Origin of the sequence: Nioella ostreopsis (genome assembly GCF_004000255.1) — a bacterium.
GTDB classification, from domain to species: Bacteria; Pseudomonadota; Alphaproteobacteria; order Rhodobacterales; family Rhodobacteraceae; genus Nioella; species Nioella ostreopsis.
Window position 1 is genome coordinate 1 of sequence record NZ_RCIQ01000016.1, and the last position, 22,984, is coordinate 22,984.

Here is a 22,984-nt window from a genome sequence, read left to right on the forward strand (position 1 = left end):
GCCGCAAGCATGGCCTCAGCCAGGGTACGTTCTACAAGTACAAATCGAAGTTTGGCGGCATGGAAGTATCTGACGTGGCGAAGCTGAGGGCGATGGAAGACGAGAATGCCAGGCTTAAGCGCCTGCTGGCTGACACCATGTTGGACAATGCTGTTCTGAAGGATCTCTTGGGAAAGAGCTGACGACGCCGAATGAGCGGCGAGAGGTAGCGCTGATGGCGATGCTGGAACGCAAGGGGATGATCATGAACCACAAGAAGCTGTATCGGCTGTACACCGAGGAGAAGCTGGGCGTCAGGCGACGACGGGGCTGGAAACGGGCGCGAGGCTCACGAACACCAATGCCAGGGGCTCTGAGGCCGGGCGAGCGCTGGTCCTTGGACTTCCTGTCCGACACATTCGGGGCATCACGCAGGTTCCGCATCTTGGCGGTGAACGACGACTGTTGCCGCGAGAACCTGTGCCTGATGGCCGATACCAGCATCTCAGGTGCACGGGTGGCGCGGGAGCTTGATGCGCTCGTCCGGCTCTATGGCAAACCGGCCAGCATTGTCAGTGACAACGGGACAGAGTTTACCAGCCAGGCGATCCTGAAATGGGCGAACGACAACGGCGTGGATTGGCACTACATCGATCCGGGCAAACCGCAGCAGAATGCCTTCATCGGGTCATTCAACGGCAGCCTGCGCGACGAGCTCTTGAACGAGGAGATGTTTGACAGTCTGGACGATGCACGCCGAAAGCTGGCGCTCTGGCGATACGACTACAACAACATCAGGCCGCACTCATCGCTAGGAAACCAGACACCCACACAAGCGCGTCGGACGCTTGAGCAATTTGAGGGCTCCGCGCCCGACGCGCTTGCCCAAACCAACGACGACGAATATGAAAACCAGACCCGCAGACTCTCGTTATGAATGAGGGAGCCTCGGGGGGCAGGTCAGATGCACAATATCACAGGATTGCTGCAATGCATTCGAGGTCGGCTTAGAGCCCACTCCGGACATGCGATGAGCCTCAACAAGATCGCCTAGCGCGACCCGACTCCGCGCCATTTATGTGGCGCCACGAGTCGTTGTTCCACACTGGCAACCGCCCCCAACATTGATGCCATGCACGCCTCGCGCCTGGTCAAAGCTCCCTTGGCCTCCACCCTCACGGCGCCGCAAGCGCAGGAGCCTGAAGGGATCGTGAGATGCCCCATTTATTTCGCTGGAGCCATGGTCGGCTTTAAACTGTTTAGGCCGTTTAGGAACGTTTAAGCGCGATTTAGGACCGGCTTCAGGACGCTTAAGCGCGACTCGGGCAGGTTGGGGTCAACGAAACGAACCCAACCCGGAGACACTGCCATGACCACCTTCACCACCAACACTGACCTGAACGCCCGCGGCCTCCGCATTCTCGAGACCCGCAGGGAGGCGGAGACCCGTGCCTGGCGCCTGATCGACCCTCTGCTCTCGCTTTTCATGCGCCGTCCGGCCGATCCCGCCGAGGCCGTGGCCCGGGCCGAGCGCCGCGAAACCGCCCGTCGCGCTGTCGACAACCTCTTGCGCTAATCGGGCAGCCCAACGCCGCGGTAGGCGTCGATCATCAGTTGCCGCTGATCTGGTTGGCGATAGGGAGAGCTTTCGAGGGCCGCGGACAGTGTCACGTCCGGAACGATGTGGCGGAGTTCCCCGGCCATGCGCTGCGCGTCTTCGGTTCGACCCGCCGCCCAATAGGCGAAAAGCAGGAACAACACACCCGTGCCGTAGGACGGAAGCTCGCCGACCACCTGCTCCATGATTGCAACGCCGGTATCGACCCGCCCCGCCATGACATGGCAAAAGCCCGCCCCCATCCGGCAATAGATGGCCATGTCGCCCAACGGATCGAGCCGGACGCCCGCATCGAATGCCTCGATCGCCTCGTCATAGGCGCCGATATAGCTGAGCGGCCATCCCGCCGAGAGGTTCACCAGCGCCGAATTGGGGCACAAGCGCCGCGCCCGCCGCACGGCCTCGGCCCCTTCCTGCTGGCCCCATCCGGAAAAGGCGTGAAACTGTCCCGAGAACACCAGAACGAGAGGATCGTCGCCCGCCTCGGCCAGCAGGGCCTGCGCCATGGGCGCAACTTCGAGGTTTTCCTCCCACGAGATCATCCGCGCACCGCGTGCGATCAGGTAGGCGCGTATCTTCCACGCCCTGGCCATCTTGTAGCCCGGGTCGCGTGCGATGGCCTGGTCGAGAAGGGCCACGCCCTTGCGGAAATCCTCCAGCGTCCGGACCCCGTAGACATGCGGCAGGGCGCGGAGCACGAGGTCGTAGGCGCCGAGGTCCTCGGTCGGCTTGGCTTGCGCGATCCCGGCCTCAGCAAACATCAGCTTGGGCTCTACCGCGCCGGCAACCCGCGCAGCGATCTCGTCCTGCAGTTCGAAGACGTCGCCGGTCGCGCCGGTAAAGCGCTCTGACCAGATGGTGCGCCCGGTCTCCGCCTCGAGCAGTTGAACCGTGACGCGCAGCATCTCGCCCGCTTGCTGCACAGAGCCTTCGACGGCGTAGCGCACCCCGAGCTGATGCCCGAGATCGGACAGGTCTACTGGCTGGCCCTTGAAGCGGAAACTCGTCGAGGCCGCGACCACGAACAGCGCCGACAGCCGCGACAGGCTTGCGATGATGTCGGTGACGAGGCCATCGACGAGATACGCGTTCTCCGCAGTGCCGGAGATGTTGGCAAAGGGCAGCACCACGAGCGAGGGCTTGTCGAGCAGGGCGGGCCCGGTCGGCAGCGGCCGGGCGGTGCCGATCGCCAGCTTGTAGCCTACGCCCGGCACCGTCGCGATGGCCTTGGCCCCCAAGACCTTGCGCAGGGCGCTGATCTGAACGGTGAGGTTGCCCTCTTCCACGGCCAGCCCGCCCCAGACCTGTTCGAGCAGCTCGGCCTTGGAGACCACACGCTCGCCATGAGCCTCGAGATACGCCAGCACGTCGAAGGCGCGCGCCCCGAGCGCCGCGGGCTTGCCATCGACCACCACCTGCCGCGCGGCGGCGTCAAGTTTGAAACCCTTCACCGTTCAGCCCTCCGGAATGCCGCTCGCGCGCTGCGCATCTTCGAAGAGCTTCAGGAACGGCGGGTGTTTGAAGGGCGACGACGCAGTATTCCCGCGGACCGTAATCTTCGGGTTGATGCGCATAAGTTCCGCCGCCATCCGATTTGCATCCTCCGTCCGCCCCAGAAGCCAATAGCCGTGAAGAAGAATATACAGCGTCGATCCATAGGTCGGCGCCTCATGGTAGGACCGCTCCACCATCTCCACGGCCTCCTCGACCCGCCCCAATCCCAGCAGGATCGGCCCCATGGCGCTGCGGACGAAGCCGGTGTTGGCATCGAGCGGATTCAGCCGCAGCGCGCGTTCGATGTCCGCAAGGGCCGCCTCGAATTTTCCGAGGTAGGCATGAATCCATCCCGAAGAGCACAGAACGGGAACCGAGTTCGGGTTCAAGGTCTTAGCCTTGCGAATGGCGCTCAGGGCCTGCTCGGCCCCGTGATCGAGATAGGCGATGCTGTCCGCCGCGTAGGCCAGGACGAGCGCATCGTTCGTGCCGCTGTCGAGGATTGCGTAGGCGTCGGGCAGCACGGGCGCGGCGTCCGATATCGGGATGAAGCGTCCCCCGGCGGCCATCGCATAGGCCCTGACCCGCATGGCGCGGGCCATGTCATAGTCCGGGTCCCGCGCGACCGCCTCGTTCAGGATTGCGATGGCGCGGCTGAGATCTTCGGGTTTGGAGGTGAAGCGCATCAGCGGCTCGGCCTGCAAGCAAAGGTCGTAGGCGCGCAAGTCGTTTTGCGGCTTGTCGCGGCTGCGGATCGCTTCAGCCGCGCGCAGGGTCGGTTCGATGGCCGCAGCGACGCTTTCGGTGAGACGGTTCTGAAGATCGAAGATTTCGTCGAGCGTGCCGCTGAAGCGCTCCGACCAGATCGACCGACCCGTCGCGGCCTCCACCAGTTGCACCGAGATCCGCAGCATCGCGCCGGCCTGTTGAATCGAGCCTTCAAGCACGTAACGGACCCCGAGCTCCTGCCCTACTTCGGAAAGGAGCACGGTGCGACCCTTGTAGGCGAAGCTCGAGGTGGCGGCGATAGTGAACAGGCCGGAGATCTTGGTCAGCGCTCCGATCAATTCGGTCACAATGCCATCGACCAGATAGTCCTGCGTCGGCTGACCGGTGAGGTTGGTGAAGGGAAGAACGGCAAGCGAAGGAATGTCGGGAAGGTCAGGCCCCGCCTGCGCCCGCGCCGGCTCCGGCCCGGTCGCAAGCTTGTATCCGACTCCCGGCACCGTCGCGATGGCGCGTGATCCGAGAACCTTGCGAAGGGTGCTGATCTGAACGGTGAGGTTGCCCTCTTCCACGGCCAGCCCGCCCCAGACGGTTTCCAGCAACTCCTTCTTCGAGACAATCCGATCCGAGTGGGCTTGAAGATGGACGAGAACATCGAACGCCCGCGCGCCAATTGTGACCGGCCTGCCATCGATCAGCACGTCGCGGCTGTCGTGGCGCAGAGTAAACGAAGGCTGCGCCACCAATCAGCCCTCCGGGACGCCCGCTGCCCGCAACCCGGCGGCCATACGCATGCGGAAATCCTCCTCCCTGAAAGGTGTCGTGCGGAGATAGTAAGCGATCGTATTGCTGGGGTTGGCCTTCACGTAGCGGGCGATCACGCGCTGTGCCTCAATCGGACGGCCTGCCAGTTCATAGGCGGCGCCAAGGGCCTGTTCTGTCGTTCCGAACCCCGGATCGTCGGCCAGCGCCTTCTCGAGCAGCGATACGGCGCCCTCGTAATCCTTCAGCCCGAACAGGCAGAAGCCATGCCCGCTACGGCAATGGCCGAGGTTCGGGTCCAGGGGATTGATCCGGTAGGCATGCTCAAAATCGGCAATCGCCTCGGGATACCGGCCAGTATAGGCATTGATCCAGCCCGAGGATACACGCACCAGGACCGAGTTCGGATTGAGCGACTTGGCCGTCTCGAGCGCATGGATCCCCATCGCGGGTTCATCGCCGAGATACGCCATCATGTGCCCGGCATAAGCGAGCACCAGCGGATCGCTCTGATGGGCATCCAGCAGTTGCCGGGCAAGCGGGATTGCCGCGGCCCCTTCCGCGTGGCTGATCGCCCGGCTGCCCGCCGCCATGACATGGGCGCGCACCTTGAGCGCCTTGGCCAGCGCATAGTCGGGATCAAGCGCAAGAGCTCGGTCGAGGATCTCGACGGCCTGCCGGAAATCCGCGAGGCTCGAAACCCGAAGCACCAGCGGTGCGGCCTGCAATGTCAGGTCGTAGGCCTGAAGGCTCTCAGTCGGCTTGGCGCGCGCACGGCGGCTTTCCTCAAACAAGAGGCTCGGCTCGATCGCCGCGACGGTTTTCTCCGAGATGATGTCCTGGAGGTCGAAGATGTCCGCAGTCGTTCCGGTGAAGCGATCCGACCAAATCGTTCGGCTGCTTTCCGCCTCCGAGAGTTGCACCGTTATGCGGAGCGTTTCCCCGGCCTGCTGGATCGAGCCTTCGAGGATGTAGCGGACGCCGAGGTTCACGCCGACATCCGAAAGCGAGACCACCCGGCCCTTGTAGGCGAAGCTCGAGGTCGTTGAGACCACGAAGATGCCCGAGACCCGGCTCAACGAGCTTGCAAGGTCCGCGACGATGCCATCGATCAGGTAGTCCCGGTCCGGTCGTCCCGTCAGGTTGGCGAAGGGTAGCACGGCGAGCGAGGGTTTTGCGGGAAGGGGAGGGCCTGCCTGTGTCGGCCGATGCTCCGGCTCTGACCCGATGGCAAGCTTGTAGCCGACCCCGGGCACGGTGGCGATGGCCTTGGCACCCAGCAGTTTTCTCAGGGTGCTGATCTGCACCGAAAGGTTGCCTTCTTCCACGGCCAGACCGCCCCAGACAGTGTCCAGCAATTCCTGCTTGGAGACAACCCGATCCGAATGGGCCTGAAGATGAACCAGAACGTCGAACGCACGCGCGCCAATCGCCACCAACGCACCGTTGACCCGCAATTCGCGGGAGACGGGGTCGATGTCCAGCAAGGGGATCTCAAGCAAATCTCACTCCTGTCCGCGCCCGCAAAGACAACTGACGATCGAGTCAGGCCACTGAGCAAACAGCATAATGCCGTGTGACGACCCTTCGCGAGCCATTATTAGCTTTTTCAGACCGACATGGAAGCCAGTAACGCCACTGGGTTCCGCCCGACCGGGTGGCTTTGGCAGCAGCGCCTTCCTTGAGCCGCCTTCTTTCCTTGAACCGCCTTCTAATGTCTGCAAAGTCCGCGATGTGTGCGTTCGTCGTCGGCTTGATTTCGCGCTTGCAGCGAACGGCTGGTTCGACGGGCCGCACCGCAGAAACAGGATCGCGGAGCCGGTGTCCGGTATGGGCCGGTCCCGACGCTACACCATGCATGTTGGCACTGACTTTGCAAAGGGCGCTTCCTGCGCATTGCTGTCGTCCGTACCAGGATCGGCATTCGACGCCCTGGGCTCCAGGCCGTCATCGAATGCTTGCTGGCAGACCATCCCTCTTGCGGCGTGGCGGGGGGGGGGACTGGACACCGAAAAACCCCGGCCGTTGGAGGCCGGGGTTTTCCAGATGGGCCTGACGAAGGGATCAGGCGGGAACGGCACCTTTCGGGGCGGGGGCGAAGTGCTTGCGGGCCAGCATCCACACCAGGACGATCATCGCGATCTGCAGCGCAACGGCGATGCCCGAGATGGCCCAGTAGGCAACCGAGTATTTCGCGACGATGCCAGCGGCGACCAGACCCTTGTTCAGCCAGAAGTGGGTCATGACCGAAAGGGCCACACCGGGGCAGACCAGCGCGTAGGACCCGGCGGAGGTCTCGGACCCGGTCACGAAGCGGGCGACGTAGCCGACGCGGGACAGGACGGCGAGACCGAAGAGGGCGAAGATCACCTCGACAGACAGAAGCCGGGTCAGCAGCATCAGCGTGTCGGCAGCGGTGCCGTGAGCCTCGAAGGTGGTGTGCAGCCCGTGGTTCTGGCGCAGCAGGGCGATGCCGATCACGGTCATCAGCGGGATCACCACCATCAGGGTGGGGGCTGCCTCGACATTGACGCCATGTTCCAGCATCGACCGCACGCTCATGACCAGCACGATCAGCGCAAGGAGGATGGCGGTGGTGATGAAGAAGGTGGACAGCACCAGGCTGACACCCACGGTCAGGGTGGCACCGGACATGGCGGCCGGGGCGGCAAGGCCCACGCCGATCATTGCCAGGGCAAAGGCGGGCAGCATCTGGGCAAAGCTGTTATTGGCGGAACAGTCGAAGCCGCCGGAATGCAGGCGTTCCTTGATGAAGTGACCCAGTTCCTTGAAGGCGATCCAGCCGATGGCCAGGAAGGCTGCCAGCGCGGCGGGGAAGAGGTATTCGACGATATTCCACAGGCCGGGCACGAAGGTCAGGCCCAGGATGAACATCGCGTTCACAGACATTGCCAGCGCCAGCGGCATCGCCAGAACCTGGCTGCCTGCATTGGACCGCGCAAAGGCTTCATAGGCGTCCGAGCGGCGGAATTCGGCGAAACGGCGCAGGTTGAAGGCCAGAAGCTTGAGGTTGAGGAAGCCGAACACGGCGATCCCGGCCCATGCCGCGAGAATCATCGCCTGTTGCAGCAGGGTGCCGCCGGTCAGCAAAGGCCAGGCATCTTCAAAGATCGGAACCGGGCGGCCGGTATGGGGAACCCAGAACATCAGGTACATGAAGAAGGTGACAGTAAGGCCGCCCGCGCCAAGCGAGGCGAGGAAATAAAGCGGCGAATAGCGGTTGGCGGCGACGGTCATCTCCGGCACTCCTTTAATTGACACTGGTAACTAAATACCCGGCCGGGAGGCGAGTCGCAACAGTAAAGTTGACATTGTTAACTACCAAGGTGTCGCACCCTGTTTACCCGATGTTAACCATCTTGGCCGAAACCTGAGCGCATGCGGATACCACCCTTTCTCCTGCTCGTCCTGCTAGCCGCCTGTGACAGCCCTGCCCCGGCGATGATGGGGACCGATGCCACCTGGATCACAATCGACGCCGTTCAGTTTTCCATCCGTATCAGGGGTGACCGGGCCGAGGCGATCCGCACCAACATGATGCCCAACCCCTCTATCGGGGCGGTCTATCCACGGGCGCTGCAAGCCATGGAAGCGGTGAGCGGTTGCCGCGTGATCGAGGACAGCCTGCGGGGGGACGTGGCCGTGATGCGCGCCGATCTGGACTGTGGTTAGGCGGTAAAACGCATATATCTTGTGGATAATGCGCCGAAACCCGCCATATCATGGGGCTCAACGTTGACTCACGCGCGCTGACTGCCGGACACTGCCCTTATACGGGAATCAACAAGAACAGGCAGGCACGTGCGGTTTTCGCGGCTCAGGCTCAACGGTTTCAAAAGCTTTGTCGATCCGACCGATCTGATCATCGCGGATGGGCTGACCGGCGTCGTGGGGCCCAATGGCTGCGGCAAATCCAACCTGTTGGAGGCGCTTCGTTGGGTGATGGGCGAAAACCGCCCCACGGCAATGCGCGGCTCTGGCATGGAAGATGTGATCTTCGCAGGCGCCTCCACCCGCCCCGCCCGGAATTTTGCCGAGGTGGCGCTGACCATCGACAACACCGAGCGGCTGGCGCCCGCCAGTTTCAACGACACCGACACTCTAGAGATCATCCGCCGGATCACCCGCGATGCCGGGTCCGCCTTCAAGACCAACGGCAAGGATGTACGCGCGCGGGACGTGCAGATGCTGTTTGCCGATGCCTCCACCGGGGCGCATTCGCCCGCGCTGGTGCGGCAGGGGCAGATCTCGGAACTGATCAATGCCAAGCCCAAGGCGCGGCGGCGTATTCTGGAAGAGGCGGCGGGGATTTCCGGGCTCTACCAGCGGCGGCATGAGGCCGAGTTGAAGCTGAGGGGCGCGGAAACCAATCTGGCGCGGGTCGAAGATGTGCTCGATCAGTTGAACGGCCAATTGGGGGCGCTGGCCCGTCAGGCCAAACAGGCCGCGCGCTACCGCGAGATTGGCGGGGAGTTGCGACAGGCCGAGGGGCTGTTGCTCTATCGCCGCTGGAAAGAGGCCGATGATGCGCGGGCCGAGGCCGAAGCCGCCCTGCGCGATGCGATCACCGCCGCCGCCCGCGCCGAAACCGCCGCGCGTGAGGCCGCCAAAGCCCGCGAAACGGCGGAGGAGGCCGTGCCGCCCCTGCGCGAGGAAGAGGCCATCGCCGCCGCGCTGCTGCAACGCGTCACTGTCGAGCGCAACGCGCTGAACGAGGAGGAGGCCCGCGCCCGTCGCGCGATTGAGACCCTGACCAACCGCATCGCGCAGCTGGCCAAGGACCTTGCGCGTGAGGGCAGCCTGAACGCCGATGCGGGCAACACCATCGAAACGCTGGAGCGCGAGGCCGAGGATCTGCGCACCGCGGGTGACGGTCACGAGGACGCCCTGAGCGCGGCTCTGGAAGCGGTCGACGCCGCGACCGCGGCGCTTGCCGAGCAGGAAACCGTCCATTCCAGCCTAACGGAAGAGGCCGCCCGCCTTGCCGCTCGCCACCAATCTGCGCAACGGCTGGTCGATGACAGCGCCCGAGCTGCCGACCGCCACGGGACCGAGGCCGAGAAAGCCCGCGCCGAAGCCGATCAGGCCGAGGCACGGCTGGCAACCCTGGCGCAGGAGCATGATGAGGCCGAGGCCGCCCTGGCCCGCGCCACCGATCTGTCCGCCCGGGCCGAAGAGACGCTGACCGAGGCCGAAGCCGCCCGGTCCGACGCACAAACGCACGAGGCTGAAGCGCGGTCGATTCTGGCGGAAGCAGAGGGCGAGTGGAACACGCTCGACGCCGAAGTGCGGGCGATGTCGAAACTGCTGGAACGCGAACGCGGCGGGCGCAATCAGCTGCTCGACCGGGTGCGCGTGGCGCCGGGATACGAGGCCGCCGTTGGCGCGGCGCTGGCCGATGACCTGAAAGCCCCCGAGGCCGAGGAGGGCACCGGCTGGACCGCCCTGCCGCAATACGATGCGCCGCAGCCTTTGCCTGCGGGTGTCGTGTCGCTCGCAGAATATGTGGATGCGCCGCCGGTTCTGGCGCGTCGTCTGCGCCAGGTTGGCGTGTTGCAGAACGGCGAGGGTCCGCGCCTGCAACCGCAGTTGTTGCCCGGTCAGCGGCTGGTCACACGCTCTGGCGATCTGTGGAGATGGGATGGCTTCGCGCTCGCCGCCGCGGACAGCTCTTCCTCCGCCGCGCGCAGGCTGGAACAGGTCAACAAGCTCAATGACATGTCGGCGGAACTGGAACGCGCCGCCATTGCCGTGGATCGCGCCCGGACCAGCCATCGGGCCAATGCCGACCGGCTCGCCGCGCTGACCGAGGCCGACAAGCAGGCCCGCGCCGCCCGCCGTGCGGCAGACCAGCAGATGGCCGATGCCAGCCGCGCCTTTTCGCGGACCGAAGCCGACCGCAATATCCTCGAAGGTCGCCTCGAAACCCTGCGTCAGGCCGCTGAACGCCACGGGGAAGAGGCCGCCGCCGCGCGTCAAACGCTTGCTGACGCCACCCGCGCCCGGTCCGAGCTGGACGATCTGGACACCGCCCGCGCCCGCGTCGAAGACGCCCGCGCCGAGGTGGACACCGCCCGCTCCGCCCTGCTGGCCGCCCGCACCGCCCATGGCGAACTGAAACGCGCGGGCGAGGCGCGCGACAGCCGCCTGACCCGGATTTCGGAAGAGGTCTCGACTTGGCAAAAGCGGCTCGACAATGCCGCGACCCGGATCAAGGAGCTGGAGAACCGCAAGGGCTTCGCCGAGGTGGAGCTTGAAGCGGCGCAGAAGGCCCCGGATCAGATCGTCGCCCGCAAGGAGCAACTGGCCGACACGATCGAAACCGCCGAGACCCGCCGCAAGGCCGCCGCCGATGCACTGGCGCTTGGCGAAACCCGGCTGAGAGAGGCGGTGCAGACGGAACGCGATGCCGAACGCGCAGCCTCTGACGCCCGCGAATCCCGCGCCCGCGCCGAAGCCCGCCGCGACAGCGCCACTGAGGTGCTGGAGGCCGCCGCCGACCGGATCGAGGAAGAGATGGAGGTGGGTCCTGCAAAACTGCTGGAGCAACTCGGCGCAGATCCCGAGCGGATGCCCACGGTCGACAGCATAGAGGCCGACGTGATGCGCCTGCGCCGTCAGCGCGACGCGCTTGGCGCGGTGAACCTGCGGGCCGAGGAAGATGCCCGCGAGGTCACCGAGGAACGCGACACGCTGGCCGCCGAGAAAGTGGATCTGGAAGAAGCCATCCGCAAGCTGCGCGGCGGTATCCAGAGCCTCAACCGCGAAGGGCGCGAACGGCTGCTGGCCGCGTTCGAAGAGGTGAACAGCAATTTCGCCATGCTCTTCACCCATCTTTTCGGCGGCGGTGAGGCCAAGCTGGTGCTGGTGGAAAGCGACGATCCGCTGGAGGCCGGGCTGGAGATCCTCTGCCAGCCGCCGGGCAAGAAACTGTCGACGCTGTCGCTTCTGTCGGGCGGCGAACAGACCCTGACCGCACTGGCTCTGATCTTCGCCGTCTTCCTCGCCAACCCCGCGCCCATCTGCGTGCTGGACGAGGTTGATGCGCCGCTCGATGATGCGAACGTCACCCGCTTCTGCGACCTTCTGGATGAGATGACCCGCCAGACCGACACCCGCTTCCTGATCATCACCCACCATGCGGTGACGATGAGCCGGATGGACCGCCTCTTTGGGGTGACCATGGCCGAGCAGGGCGTTAGTCAACTTGTGTCGGTGGACCTCAAGAAGGCCGAGCAGATGGTGGCCTGAGCCTCAGGGGCACCGCGCCAGAATGAACGGCGTCCCACCGACCGAATCGATCACGATGATATCTTCGCCCTGCATTCGCACCTGCGCATGACCGTGGTTCATTGGACTGGCAATGGCCGACATCCAGACGGACGGGCCCAGGGTGTCCAGGTCCAAGTTCGGGAACAGCTCTCTGAACAATCCTTCCAGATCGGTCGTTCTGCTGAAGGTAGAGCCACCAACGAAGGAATAGGTGGTGACGATGTCGGTCGGCTCGCCGCTGCGAAGTCGGGTCATAGTGAACCCGAACCGCCCCGTTGGGTCGATCCTCAGAGACACAGCCCGTTCACAGCTGTCGGCAAGTCGGTCTTCGGTGAAATTGCCCTCAGGAAACAGTAGATGAGCGGGGGCCCAGACCCCGGCAAGATGCGGCACAATCGCCAGGCCGGATGTAAGAACCTCCATCGAGTTGCCCGCGCCATCGGGAAAGTAGGTTTCAAAGGCGGTTCCGAACTCAGCCTCGATATCTGTCGCGTCTTGCGCAGCCACGGACAAGGGCAGGCAAGTGAGTATGAGTATTGTCAAAAACCGTTTCATGGCATTTTCCTGACACTGATTGATCTGACGGGTCTGATACTACCCTGAACATGTCGACAGATCCCCGACTGATCACACCCTTTCTCTTGGTCCAACAACGCCCCGGGGTTTGGGGCGGCGCCCTGTGTAGCCCTGTGAGGTCTCCCACGCGGTGGGGATCTCAAAAAGCTGCCCCGGATCGACTGCGAAGGCGGCAAAACCCCTGTCAAAGTCTGCGCAGTAGTTCCGCCGTGGGCCATGCATCCGCCGGCATCCCAAGACGCTGCTGTTCCGCCTGAACGGCGGCCCGGGTACGGGCGCCCAGAATGCCGTCGATCCCGCCCACGTCATGGCCCAAGGCCGTCAGGCGCTGCTGCAATTGCCGCATCTGATTCTGATCAAGGCCGGGATCGGGGTTGCCCGCGTTATAGACCGGAGCACCTTCCAGCCGCGTGGCGAAATAGGCGGCCGTGGTCACGTAGACAAAGCTCTGGTTCCACTCGAACAGCACGGAGTAATTCGGATAGGCCATGAAGAGCGGGCCGTTGCGCCCCTGCGGCGCCAGGATCGAGGCTTGAAGCCCCGTGTTCGTCAGTGCGCCGTTGCGCCCGCGAATGCCCATCTGCTGCCATTGCGACACGCGGCGCGTGGTCTCCAGCCCGGATTGCGACCAGTCGAAATTCGACGGCACCTCGATCTCCACCAGCCAGGGCTGGTTCGCCTGCCAGCCGAGGCTGCGCAGCATGTTCGCGCCAGACATCAGCGCATCGGGGGCAGAGTTCTGCAAATCCACATGCCCGTCGCCATCGCCGTCGATGCCCCGGTCGCGGATATCCTCGGGCAGCATCTGCACCATGCCGATCTCACCGGCCCAGGCCCCCGTGGTGCGGCGTGGGTCCAGATCGCCGGATTCGAACAGGTCGAGCGCCGCAAAGACCTGCGGGCGGAACAGCTCTGGCCTGCGGCAGTCATGGGCCAGCGTGACCAGCGAATTCACCGTGTTGTAATCGCCCTGGAAGGCGCCGAAATCGGTCTCGAAGGCCCAGAAGGCCAGCAGCACGCCACGGCTTACGCCCAGTTCCCGCTCCATCCGATCAAAGACGCTGCGATAGCGTTCGGCATTGGTACGACCATTGTTGATCCGGTTCTGGCTGATCAGACGGCGCGAGAATTCCACGAAGGGGGTCGAAAAGATGCCCTGTCGTCGATCGGCATTCAGGGTCGCCTGATCCTGGCTAACGCCATTGAAGAACGCATTGACGCTTTGCGCGGAGTGGCCGTTCCGCAGGGCCTCCTGCCGCAGCCCGTCGACGAAGGCGGAAAAACTGCCCCCGCATTGCTGCGCATGGGCGGCGGTGGTCAGGGCGAGGGTAAGAAGGGTCGCTGAAATCAGTCGCATGGGAAAATCCTGTGGCTGTTGTTGCCCAGAGACTAGCAGGCGCTCAGAACAGGGCAAGCACGAGTGTTAACGCAGCGAACGCCGCCCAGACCCGCCAGAGCACCAAGATGGCGGCCTCGACCTCCGCCACGCCGATGTCGCGATTGCCGCTGCCATTCACCCAAGGGTAATCTCGCGTTTCCCCGTGGTAGCTGCGCGGGCCGGACAGGGCCACGTCCAGCACCCCCGCCATAGCCGCCTCAGGCCAGCCTGCATTCGGCGACCGGTGCAGCCGCGCATCCTGCCGGATCACATCCACCGAGCGCGACGACCAGAAGGCCAGCGCGATCAGCCCCGTCGTGATTCGCGCGGGGATCCAGTTCAGCACATCATCGAGCCGCGCCGCCGCCCATCCGAAGTCTTCATGCCGCGGCGTGCGATAGCCGATCATGGAATCCGCCGTGTTCACCACCTTGTAGATCAGGATGCCCGGCAGCCCGCCGACCAGATACCAGAAGGCGGGCGCGATGATTCCATCCGAGAAATTCTCGGCGGCACTTTCAATCGCGGCCCGCGCCACGGCGGGCTCATCCATGCCACTGGTGTCCCGGCCCACGATCATGGCAACCGCCCGCCGCCCCTCACCCACGCCATAGCGCAACCCGTCGGCCACGGCCTGCACGTGCTGAACGAGGCTCTTCTGTGCCAGCAGGATCGCCGCCCCGATCAGGGACCAAAGCCACCCCAAGGGCAGCGCCTCGATCACCGCGCCCAAAAGGCCTGCCCCGGCGACAAGCGCCATCACCACCAGGACGCCATTGTGCCATTGGGGAAAGACATTGAACCGGGCGTCACACCAGCCGATCACCCGCCCCATCAGCACGGCGGGATGCGGCACCCGCGACCAGAGCCAGCGCGGCTCTCCCATCACGGCATCTAGCGCCATGGCCCCAAGCAGCAGCCAGGCGGTCATGACAGGGCCTCTTCAAGTCGTTCCCAATGGGCGTCCGGTCCCGGCAGGCCGAGCCGTAGCCAGCGGTCGGAATAGGGGAAAATCCGGCTCCAGATTTGGTGCTGCGCCAGCCGGTCCTGCCAGGCCGCCGCGTCACCAACATCGTAAAGGCGGAAGAGCGTTGTGCCGCCCACAACCGTAGACCCCGCGCCTGTCATCATCCCGTCCAGCCGGTCCGCGTCGCGCACCAGCCGCGCGCGGGTCGCCTCCGCCCAGTCCTGATCGCGCAGCGCCGCTGCCCCCGTCACCAGCCCAGGACCTGACACCGCCCATGGCCCGATCATCTCGGCCAGCCGGTCAATCGTCTCGGGCCGCGCAATGGCAAAGCCGAGCCGCAGCCCCGCCAGCCCCCAGAACTTGCCGAAGCTCTTCAGAACGATCACGCCGGGCTTTTCCGCCAGGTGGACAAGGCTTGCCTCAGGCATGACGTCGCCAAAGCTTTCGTCGATCACCCTCAGGGGGCGGTCCCCCTCCAATTCCGCCGCGCTCCAGACCCGGCCATCGGGGTTATTGGGATGCACCACGACAATCGCGCCGCCGTCACCGGCCTGCCAACCATGGGCGCGGAAGGCGGCCCAGTGCTCGTTATAGGTGGGTGCGGGGATGTGAACGCGGCCTGCAGCTGCAAGCGCCGGAATGCGGGCGATCAGCGCCGACGCGCCGGGCGCGGCGAGGATGCCAGCGCCGCCAGGAACGTCCCAGAACGCCCGCGCCGCCGCATAAAGCGCATCGAATGCCCCCCGGTCGGGCAGCGCCGTCCAGGCATCGGCAGGAAAGTCAGGCACTGGGTAGGGCAGGGGGTTGATCCCTGTCGACAGGTCGATCCAGTCCGCCCGCGCGCCGCCATAGCGGGCAACCGCGCCGTCCACCCCGCCGCCATGATCGCGTTTGCTTTCGATCCCGGTCATCGCCGTCCCCTGTTCGCCGGGGACGGTTCAACCCGATTTTCAGGCTGCCCGCAATGCCTCTCGCCCATGCGGGGTGTCCCAGTCGATCTGGGGACCGATGGGAATGATCCGATGCGGATTGATGCTGTCGTGGCTGTAATGGTAGTGGCGGATGAAATGGTCGAACCGCACCACGTCCCGGATACCGGGCCATTGGTAAAGCTCCCGCGCCCATCCCCACAGATTCGGATAGTCGATGATCCGCGCCCGGTTGCATTTGAAATGCAGGTGATAGACCGCGTCGAACCGGGCAATCGTGGGGAACAGCCGCCAATCGGCCTCGGTGATCCGGTCGCCCGTCAGATAGCGGTTCCGCGACAGGATATCCTCGATCCAGTCCAGCGCGTCAAAGAGCGTGTGAACGGCCGTGTCATAAGCCTGCTGCGACGTGGCGAAGCCCGACTTGTAGACCCCGTTATTCACCGCGTCATAGATGCGCGCGTTCAGGGCGTCGATCTGATCTTGCAGAGCGTCCGGGTAGAAATCCTGCGTATCCCCGGTGATGCCGTTGAAGGCCGTGTTGAACATGCGGATGATCTCAGCGCTTTCGTTCGACACGATGGTATCGCGGTCCTTGTCCCACAGGATCGGCACGGTCACGCGACCCGTCATGTCAGGCTTGGCGCGCAGGTAGATGTCGCGGGCGAAATCCGAGCCGAACAGCCGGTCACCCGTCGCACCGGGAAAGTCATCGGAAAAGGTCCAGCCGTCAGACAGCATGTCGGGATGCACGACAGATACATCTATATGATCGGTCAGCCCCTTCAGACTGCGGAAAATCATCGTGCGATTGGCCCAGGGGCAGGCATGGCTGACATAGAGATGGTAGCGCCCGCTTTCGGCCTTGAAGCCACCCTCGCCCGAGGGTCCGGGCGCACCATCGGCGGTTATCCAGTTGCGAAACTGCGCCTCGCTGCGCTTGAACGCGCCGCCCGTGGATTTGGTGTCGTACCACTTGTCCACCCAGTGTCCGTCGACCAGCATACCCATTCGTGCGCTCCTTTCGATTGCTTGTCTGCAACCTAGTCGCCACGGCAGCGCAGGCCACCTTCAACAGCGCAGAGCTTCCCTGCCCCAGTGCACAGATCCCGCCTTCTCCTTGTGAAAATACTCCGGGGAGCGCGAGGGGCAGCGCCCCTCGCACGGGTCGACGCCGAAGGCGGCGAAATCAGTTGGATCAGGCCGCGTGCCGTTGCCGCGCGCGGAAGCTTTCAGCCTTGGCGCGGTTGCCGCAGCGCGACATCGAACACCAGCGCCGCCCGACGCCACGGCCCTTGTCTATGAACAGATGGGTGCAGCGGCGGCATTCGCGCAGCCGCCCGAACTGGTCGGATCGCAGCAGGTCGTCCATCGACAGCACCAGCTGTTCATAGACGCGGCCAAGCGGGCTTGCGGCAACTGTCAGGCCGTGGCCACCAATGCCAATTTCAGCCTCCTGATAGACGGCCTTCAACGCCTCGGTCAGATACAGCCCGTCTTCCCGCCCCGGCGCGCGCCCTGCCGCGATGGCGGAAAAGGCGGCGTAGGCTGTTTCCCGCAAGGTCAGGATATTGCGAAGCTGCATCGGCGTGACCGGCTCGGACGGGGCGGCAAAGCCCTCTTCCTCCAGCAATCGCACCAGCACAGTTGCGTTCTGAAAGCTGTTGATCTGCCGTGTTTTGCCATCATCGGCCACGGTATTCAGAAAGGACAGGAACGGATGGCCCGCGCCCGGTTCAGAGCGTGAAGTCGCATTGGTCATTGGGTCTGCACTGCCTCGGCATATTCTTGTCTTTTTGATTGCATTATGGTGCCGCAGGATGGGGGGCAAGTAAAGCGTTCCCCCGAAATGATGGCGACAAGCCGCCAATCGCACCTACCAGGGTGCCAACAACTGGGCTTCCCATTTTTTCAGCAGCGGACGTGCGGCGCACAGGCCTGCGGCAGGCATCTCTGCCAGTTCCGGAAACAGGTTGAACAGTTCATGCCGGCTGTCGTCAGACAGGCTCGCGAGTGTCTGGGGCCCCGGCCGGAAGCTCTCGGCTTCCAGACCGTCCGCAAAGACGATTTCGTGCCGCTCAAACATGAAGTGAAAATAGGTAATGCCGCTGGGGGGCATGATTGCCGAAACGGCCTCGTTATCAACAAGGTCCTTGGCCGCGACCAATACTTCGGTTTCCGCGAAGAGCAGGGTGATCTGCGAGCCTGACAGCAGCAGCCGGTGTTGAGGGGACAGCAGCATGGTACGCGAAGGTTGGCCTGGGCCAAACGCCCCGGCGCGAATACGGATGGGGCGCAGGGACGGGTCAGCCGCGAGCTGGCTCCGGCTCAGCGAAACGCTGCCAATCCAGCGAACTGGCTGATAACCGTTGTCCCGCGTGCGGACGAGATCGTCCACAGAAAGACATTCAACCGGCAAAAGACCGTTGTGGGTTTCAATCTTTGTACCCTTGGTAAAACACGGGATGACCAGGTCGCCTGCATCAATGGGCGCCTGTCCTGAACTGCCGGGACCCTCGCTTGCACTGATAACTGTTAGAGCCTCACCAATCGGTGGCCATCCCTGAGGCGGACCCACGAAGGTGATACCTTCATTTGTTGCATAGGCCGGACTGGAGTTGCGAATGTTGACGGCGATGATTTCGTAGGTATTGCCTTGGGAGTCCTCGACGATGATGCTGTATTCAGCTTCAATCTGCGTACCGCTGGAATAGGTCGTCCCGTCGATTGTTTGGGTGCCGTCGAGCCGTTGATTGCCGTCGTTATCGTCAAATCTGGAATCGGACCCGGCATCGGTGATGTCGACCTGAAGCCAACTGTTGGAGGTGAGCGTGATGGTTTCGCCCAATAGGTGGCTGCCATCACCCTGCGTTATCCCGTCAAGAGATTGCCCGCCGCTGATCGCAACGTTGGATTCCTCCAGTATCCAGATGGAGTAGTTGGACATTGCCCTGCTCGTCGTCCCTCAAACCCGCGTCGCGTCTTGTGCACGATCTGCGTCATCGAGTCAGAGTACAGGATAATCGGGAATGAAGGAAGTTTTGCCTGAGTTGAGTGCGAAATGGGCATTGCCAGGGAGCCACGGAATTCGCGTGATTGAGGGCTGCTGCGTCCTGCCGTGAGCGATGCCCGGCGGCCGATCAGAAATCAATCTTCTGAAACTGTGGCCCGAATGCGACGTGCTGCGATGCGGCGGGGCTCCGGCCTTGTCCGAATCTGTCTGCGGCCCAATTTGTCTCAGGGAAGCTCCAAGGATCCGTGCGATGTCAGATTTTCTGCCCAAGGAAGTGATGGACGGCCTGCGCGCCGCTCAGAAGAAGGCCGAGCGCAAGCGCAGCCGCCGGTCCGTGCATGTGGGTGATGACGTCTATCCGATCCTGCAATTCGCGGAAGAGGGCTTTGCGCTGGATGCCGAATACGCCCCGCATTTGCGGGGATTGGTCGATATCTACGAGGGGCCGAAGCACCTGTATCAGGCCCTGATCGTGGCCTCGGAAATCAAGGGCGACCTGATGCGCTATGAATTCAAGCGCAACACGGTTGCTTCCGATCATGCACCGCGCGACTTCTATCAGGAACAGGACGCACCTATCGCGCTGCTGGACTGGTCGAAACCCTGAATTTGGCCTTTGCATCGGATAGCTGTCCCGCTGTAAGCGATCTGAAACGCACCGTGATACGCTCTCCAATTCTGCTTGCCGAGGTTCCCGATGATCCAGACTCCTTACCTGTTGTTCCTGGGCGACGCGCCCGATCAGCTTGCCGCCAAGGTGGCGCAAGGCATTCGGGACTGGCGGCCTGACAATGCCGTGGGCCAGTTCCGGATGGAGGGCTGTGGCGCCGATGTGAAACTGCCCGACATGGACCTTGCCGCCGCGAAAGAGGCCGGTGCCAAGACGCTGGTCGTCGGTGTCGCCAACCGGGGCGGCGTGATCAGTCAGGAATGGAAGAAGGTGCTGGTGATGGCGCTGGAGGAAGGGTTCGACCTCGCCTCTGGCCTGCACAACCTGCTGCGGGACGAAGCCGACCTTGTCGCCGTCGCAGAGGCCACGGGCCGCAAGCTGCATGACGTGCGGGTGCCCGACGTCAAATACCCGATCGCCAATGGCATCAAACGGTCCGGCAAGCGCTGCCTTGCCGTGGGCACCGACTGTTCCGTCGGCAAGATGTACACCTCTCTGGCCATGGACCTTGAGATGAAGAAGCGCGGGCTGAAATCGAGCTTCCGCGCCACCGGCCAGACCGGCATTCTGGTCACCGGCAACGGCGTGCCGCTTGATGCCGTCATCGCCGATTTCATGGCAGGCTCCGTCGAATGGCTGACCCCCGACAACGATGACGATCACTGGGATCACATTGAAGGACAAGGCAGCCTGTTCCACGTGTCCTATTCCGGCGTGACCATGGCGCTGATCCATGGCGGCCAGCCCGACGCGCTGATCCTCAGCCACGAACCCACCCGCGCCCATATGCGTGGCCTGCCGGGTTATGACCTGCCCTCGCTGGAGGCCCTGCGCGACATGGCGCTGCCGCTGGCGCGCATCGCCAACCCTGCCTGTCAGGTGGTGGGCATTTCGGTCAACACCTCGAACATGGGCGAGGACGAGGCGCTGTCCTATCTCGAAGCGACCGAGAAGCGGATGGGCCTGCCCGCCGTCGACCCGTTCCGCCAGGGCGCGGGCCGTCTGGTGGATGCGCTCGACGCGATCTGATGCTGTCCGTTACCGCCGATACCTTCCGGCTGGCGCAGGTCTTCACCATCGCCCGCGGCAGCCGGACCGAAGCTCATGTCCTGACCGTGCGCGCCTTCGCCGATGGTGTTGTGGGGCAGGGCGAATGCGTGCCCTATGCCCGCTACGGCGAAACGCTGGAGAGTGTGACTGAGCAGATCGAGGGGCTGCCGGAGGGCGTTTCCCGACAGGACCTGCAGGACGCCCTGCCCGCTGGGGCCGCCCGCAATGCCGTGGATTGCGCCCTGTGGGATCTGGCGGCCAAGCAGACCGGCGCGCCGGTGTGGCAACTGGCGGGCCTGTCCGCGCCGAAGCCGCTGATCACCGCCTATACGCTGTCGCTGGATACGCCCGAGAACATGCGGGCAGAGGCCGCGAAACACGCGCATCGGCCGCTGCTGAAGATCAAACTCGGCACCCCCGACGACATGGCGCGGCTGGAGGCGGTTCGCGAAGGCGCGCCCAAATCGCCCATCATCGTCGACGCGAACGAGGGCTGGACGGCAGAGGTCTATGCCGACCTCGCCCCCCACCTCCTGCGCCTTGGCGTGCAGATGGTGGAACAGCCCCTGCCCGCCGGTCAGGACGACATGCTGGCGGAAATCGAGCGGCCCCTTCCCGTCTGCGCCGATGAAAGCTGCCACGACCGCGCCAGCCTGCCGGGGCTGAAGGGCAAATACGACATGGTCAACATCAAGCTGGACAAGACCGGCGGTCTGACCGAAGCACTCGCCCTGCGCGACGCCGCCCGCGCCGAGGGCTATCAGGTCATGGTCGGCTGCATGGTGGGATCATCGCTCGCCATGGCCCCCGCCGTTCTGGTGGCGCAGGGGGCAGAGGTGGTGGACCTCGACGGGCCGCTCCTGCTGGCCGAGGACCGCGACGCACCGCTGGTCTACGACGCGGCAGGGGTGCATCCGGCGAGTGCGGAGTTGTGGGGGTGAGGGGTTTGGCGGTGGGCAAACTGCCCACCCTACAATCGTTGCGCCTGACGATTGATTGCGCAGGACGCCGTCGATGCGGGTTAGACGCTTCCTACAGGATTCCAGCAAACATAAGAGCAGAACTAACGACGTAGTGGGTGGCAAAAAACACTACCGAAAACAGGAACATAAGTAGCATCGACATCGGTCCATGATCCAGATATCCGCGGAAACTGAACGCCAGTGGCATCAAGAATAGCAGTTTTGCGAACGATCCAGGATCTTCATGTAGATATTTTGCTGAGTATCTCGTCGTGAAAGGATAGCAAGCGGCAAGGCCGGTGCACACGCATACTAAGAAAACCAGTTTGTCCATACTTGGCGCTCCTCGGGTCTACATTGGTGCAGAGAACACTGTCTTAAAAGCCTAAACAGGGCATCTGTAGTGAAGCAGGTTATCCCGGAAAGACTGTCTAACTTGGGCAGTGCATAGGCTACGGTCCGAAGAGAATTCGTAGGATTTGCAGTTTTGCCAACCATCCCACGCGAATAGCGCCGGAGGCGCAGCGCGATCGCCAGACCGCCATACCGGGCTCGTGATTGGCAGACTCCGCTTGGCAATGATGGGCTAGCGTGCACTTGGTATGTGCGGAGTAGCAGGTGGTGAGTGAACGAGTCACATTCTGGCCCACCCGTCCAGTGGTACTTTTCGTGCGGGCGCGAAGCGAAGTTTCGTGATGCGCACTTGTCATGTGCTGAGAGCCGTGAAAACTCTTTGGTCAATGGTGATACGCTGAAGGGTTGGATTTGGCGCCCGTGTGCCAAGAGAAACCAAACAAGATAAAAGGCTGGAAAATGGCAGAAACTAGCACGCAAGAAAAGTACAACGGCCTAATTGAAGATCGGGTCAAAGGTAAAACCTTTGCCGATGTGGGTGGGTTATGGGGCACGAAGAACGAGCGCATATCGACAGCCGTAAAAGCGGGCGCAACTTCTGCAACCATGATTGATGCAATGCCGGAGGACTCCGACTGGTGGACACTCTTCCACAAAAGAATGGATTCTTTCGGGTTGACCGGCACCTATAACAGCATGCGCGGAAACTTGGATGACACGAGTCTCCCTGAACGTTCGGGCGTGTTTGATTTCGTCCACTGTTCAGGAATTATTTACCACGTACCAAGCCCGTTCCACACACTTGTGCGACTTCGCAGTTTGACCCGAGAGTTCTTGTTGCTTGGATCAATGACGGTACCTGAACGAATCGAAACAGATCTCGGTGAGATAGATATGCGCGATGGAAACTCGTACTTCATTCCAGCCTTGCGTGGTGAAAAGAAAAGGATCTTTAAGAGCCACTTTGATGCCACGGGCGTTACTGTCCACAATATCAACTCGGAAGAGCATCACCCTTGGAACTTTGGAGTCGGCTTGCCAAACTATGGACCGTGGTGGTGGCTATGGACTGCGGAAACTCTCGCCCTGATCGCTGAAACGGCTGGATTCAAGCTGCTGCACACAATGGAGACGTGGCCCGGAAAAGCGCATATCCTTCTGCTAGAAGCGAAATAACGTGTCTTGAATGGGAAGGGCTGTCCGCTCGCACCTG

General features: G+C 63.2%; 18 protein-coding genes and 1 pseudogene. 8 read left to right on the forward strand and 11 right to left on the reverse strand.

The features are described 5' to 3' along the window. A pseudogene (locus EP237_RS15825) lies at positions 1-916 on the forward strand (IS3 family transposase); the annotation flags it as partial. A 432-nt stretch (positions 917-1,348) separates the two neighbouring features. Continuing rightward, positions 1,349-1,555 (forward strand): hypothetical protein, encoded by a 207-nt coding sequence (locus EP237_RS15830; protein WP_127561881.1) that lies wholly within the window; start codon positions 1,349-1,351, stop codon positions 1,553-1,555. On the opposite strand, the gene EP237_RS15835 is transcribed toward EP237_RS15830, so the two are convergent. The 4 genes from EP237_RS15835 to EP237_RS15850 form a co-directional block, all read right to left on the reverse strand. Then, a complete protein-coding gene (locus tag EP237_RS15835) occupies positions 1,552-3,048 on the reverse strand; it encodes a winged helix-turn-helix domain-containing protein (RefSeq protein ID WP_127561882.1) in 1,497 nt (498 codons plus the stop codon). The genes EP237_RS15830 and EP237_RS15835 overlap by 4 nt on opposite strands. 3 nt (positions 3,049-3,051) lie before the next feature. Beyond that, positions 3,052-4,560: a winged helix-turn-helix domain-containing protein gene (locus EP237_RS15840; RefSeq protein WP_164744733.1), complete on the reverse strand. Its 1,509-nt coding sequence runs from the start codon at positions 4,558-4,560 to the stop codon at positions 3,052-3,054. 3 nt (positions 4,561-4,563) lie between these two features. Further along, positions 4,564-6,081, reverse strand: a complete 1,518-nt coding sequence (locus tag EP237_RS15845; protein WP_127561884.1) for a winged helix-turn-helix domain-containing protein — start codon at positions 6,079-6,081, stop codon at positions 4,564-4,566. A 562-nt stretch (positions 6,082-6,643) separates the two neighbouring features. Then, a complete protein-coding gene (locus EP237_RS15850; protein WP_127561885.1) occupies positions 6,644-7,837 on the reverse strand; it encodes a TsoY family (seleno)protein in 1,194 nt (397 codons plus the stop codon). 141 nt (positions 7,838-7,978) lie between these two features. Here EP237_RS15850 and EP237_RS15855 point away from each other — a divergent pair, with 141 nt between their 5' ends. Both EP237_RS15855 and smc read left to right on the forward strand, forming a co-directional pair. Next, positions 7,979-8,272 carry a hypothetical protein gene (locus tag EP237_RS15855; protein WP_127561886.1) on the forward strand — a complete coding sequence of 98 codons (294 nt, stop codon included), beginning with the start codon at positions 7,979-7,981 and terminating at the stop codon, positions 8,270-8,272. Positions 8,273-8,401: 129 nt separating this feature from the next. Continuing rightward, positions 8,402-11,851, forward strand: a complete 3,450-nt coding sequence (smc, locus tag EP237_RS15860) for a chromosome segregation protein SMC (RefSeq protein ID WP_127561887.1) — start codon at positions 8,402-8,404, stop codon at positions 11,849-11,851. A gap of 3 nt (positions 11,852-11,854) precedes the next feature. Here the strand turns inward: smc and EP237_RS15865 are convergent, their stop codons facing one another. The 7 genes from EP237_RS15865 to EP237_RS15895 all read right to left on the reverse strand — a co-directional run bounded on the left by EP237_RS15865 (position 11,855) and on the right by EP237_RS15895 (position 18,669). Next, entirely contained in the window at positions 11,855-12,379 is a 525-nt protein-coding gene (locus tag EP237_RS15865; protein ID WP_127561888.1) for a hypothetical protein, read from the reverse strand. Between the two features lie 253 nt (positions 12,380-12,632). Further along, positions 12,633-13,805: a lytic murein transglycosylase gene (locus EP237_RS15870; RefSeq protein WP_127561889.1), complete on the reverse strand. Its 1,173-nt coding sequence runs from the start codon at positions 13,803-13,805 to the stop codon at positions 12,633-12,635. Between the two features lie 43 nt (positions 13,806-13,848). Then, the gene (cbiB, locus tag EP237_RS15875) at positions 13,849-14,757 is read right to left on the reverse strand and encodes an adenosylcobinamide-phosphate synthase CbiB (protein WP_127561890.1); all 909 of its coding nucleotides are present in this window, start codon (positions 14,755-14,757) and stop codon (positions 13,849-13,851) included. Beyond that, positions 14,754-15,704 carry a threonine-phosphate decarboxylase CobD gene (gene cobD / locus EP237_RS15880; RefSeq protein ID WP_206052313.1) on the reverse strand — a complete coding sequence of 317 codons (951 nt, stop codon included), beginning with the start codon at positions 15,702-15,704 and terminating at the stop codon, positions 14,754-14,756. Before cobD ends, cbiB begins: the two co-directional genes overlap by 4 nt. 39 nt (positions 15,705-15,743) lie before the next feature. Further along, a complete protein-coding gene (locus EP237_RS15885; RefSeq protein ID WP_127561891.1) occupies positions 15,744-16,733 on the reverse strand; it encodes a glutathione S-transferase family protein in 990 nt (329 codons plus the stop codon). A gap of 187 nt (positions 16,734-16,920) precedes the next feature. After that, positions 16,921-17,484 carry a CGNR zinc finger domain-containing protein gene (locus EP237_RS15890; RefSeq protein WP_127561892.1) on the reverse strand — a complete coding sequence of 188 codons (564 nt, stop codon included), beginning with the start codon at positions 17,482-17,484 and terminating at the stop codon, positions 16,921-16,923. Positions 17,485-17,598: 114 nt separating this feature from the next. Then, the gene (locus tag EP237_RS15895) at positions 17,599-18,669 is read right to left on the reverse strand and encodes a Hint domain-containing protein (protein ID WP_127561893.1); all 1,071 of its coding nucleotides are present in this window, start codon (positions 18,667-18,669) and stop codon (positions 17,599-17,601) included. Positions 18,670-18,985: 316 nt separating this feature from the next. Here EP237_RS15895 and EP237_RS15900 point away from each other — a divergent pair, with 316 nt between their 5' ends. The 4 genes from EP237_RS15900 to EP237_RS15915 all read left to right on the forward strand — a co-directional run bounded on the left by EP237_RS15900 (position 18,986) and on the right by EP237_RS15915 (position 22,947). Beyond that, positions 18,986-19,342, forward strand: a complete 357-nt coding sequence (locus tag EP237_RS15900) for a hypothetical protein (protein ID WP_071691146.1) — start codon at positions 18,986-18,988, stop codon at positions 19,340-19,342. Between the two features lie 90 nt (positions 19,343-19,432). Continuing rightward, positions 19,433-20,434, forward strand: coding sequence for an N-acetyltransferase DgcN (dgcN, locus tag EP237_RS15905; protein ID WP_127561894.1), 1,002 nt, complete (start codon positions 19,433-19,435; stop codon positions 20,432-20,434). Further along, positions 20,434-21,396, forward strand: coding sequence for an N-acetyl-D-Glu racemase DgcA (gene dgcA, locus EP237_RS15910; protein ID WP_127561895.1), 963 nt, complete (start codon positions 20,434-20,436; stop codon positions 21,394-21,396). Before dgcN ends, dgcA begins: the two co-directional genes overlap by 1 nt. Before the next feature lie 834 nt (positions 21,397-22,230). Continuing rightward, positions 22,231-22,947, forward strand: a complete 717-nt coding sequence (locus EP237_RS15915; RefSeq protein ID WP_127561896.1) for a class I SAM-dependent methyltransferase — start codon at positions 22,231-22,233, stop codon at positions 22,945-22,947. Positions 22,948-22,984 lie beyond the last annotated feature (37 nt).

Coding starts and splice junctions, on each gene's coding strand:
- EP237_RS15830 (WP_127561881.1), top strand. CDS start 1,349: ATGACCACCTTCACCACCAACACTGACCTGAACGCCCGCGGCCTCCGC.
- EP237_RS15850 (WP_127561885.1), bottom strand. CDS start 7,837: ATGACCGTCGCCGCCAACCGCTATTCGCCGCTTTATTTCCTCGCCTCG.
- EP237_RS15855 (WP_127561886.1), top strand. CDS start 7,979: ATGCGGATACCACCCTTTCTCCTGCTCGTCCTGCTAGCCGCCTGTGAC.
- EP237_RS15870 (WP_127561889.1), bottom strand. CDS start 13,805: ATGCGACTGATTTCAGCGACCCTTCTTACCCTCGCCCTGACCACCGCC.
- cbiB (WP_127561890.1), bottom strand. CDS start 14,757: ATGACCGCCTGGCTGCTGCTTGGGGCCATGGCGCTAGATGCCGTGATG.
- cobD (WP_206052313.1), bottom strand. CDS start 15,704: ATGACCGGGATCGAAAGCAAACGCGATCATGGCGGCGGGGTGGACGGC.
- EP237_RS15885 (WP_127561891.1), bottom strand. CDS start 16,733: ATGGGTATGCTGGTCGACGGACACTGGGTGGACAAGTGGTACGACACC.
- EP237_RS15890 (WP_127561892.1), bottom strand. CDS start 17,484: ATGACCAATGCGACTTCACGCTCTGAACCGGGCGCGGGCCATCCGTTC.
- EP237_RS15895 (WP_127561893.1), bottom strand. CDS start 18,669: ATGTCCAACTACTCCATCTGGATACTGGAGGAATCCAACGTTGCGATC.
- EP237_RS15900 (WP_071691146.1), top strand. CDS start 18,986: ATGTCAGATTTTCTGCCCAAGGAAGTGATGGACGGCCTGCGCGCCGCT.
- dgcN (WP_127561894.1), top strand. CDS start 19,433: ATGATCCAGACTCCTTACCTGTTGTTCCTGGGCGACGCGCCCGATCAG.
- dgcA (WP_127561895.1), top strand. CDS start 20,434: ATGCTGTCCGTTACCGCCGATACCTTCCGGCTGGCGCAGGTCTTCACC.
- EP237_RS15915 (WP_127561896.1), top strand. CDS start 22,231: ATGGCAGAAACTAGCACGCAAGAAAAGTACAACGGCCTAATTGAAGAT.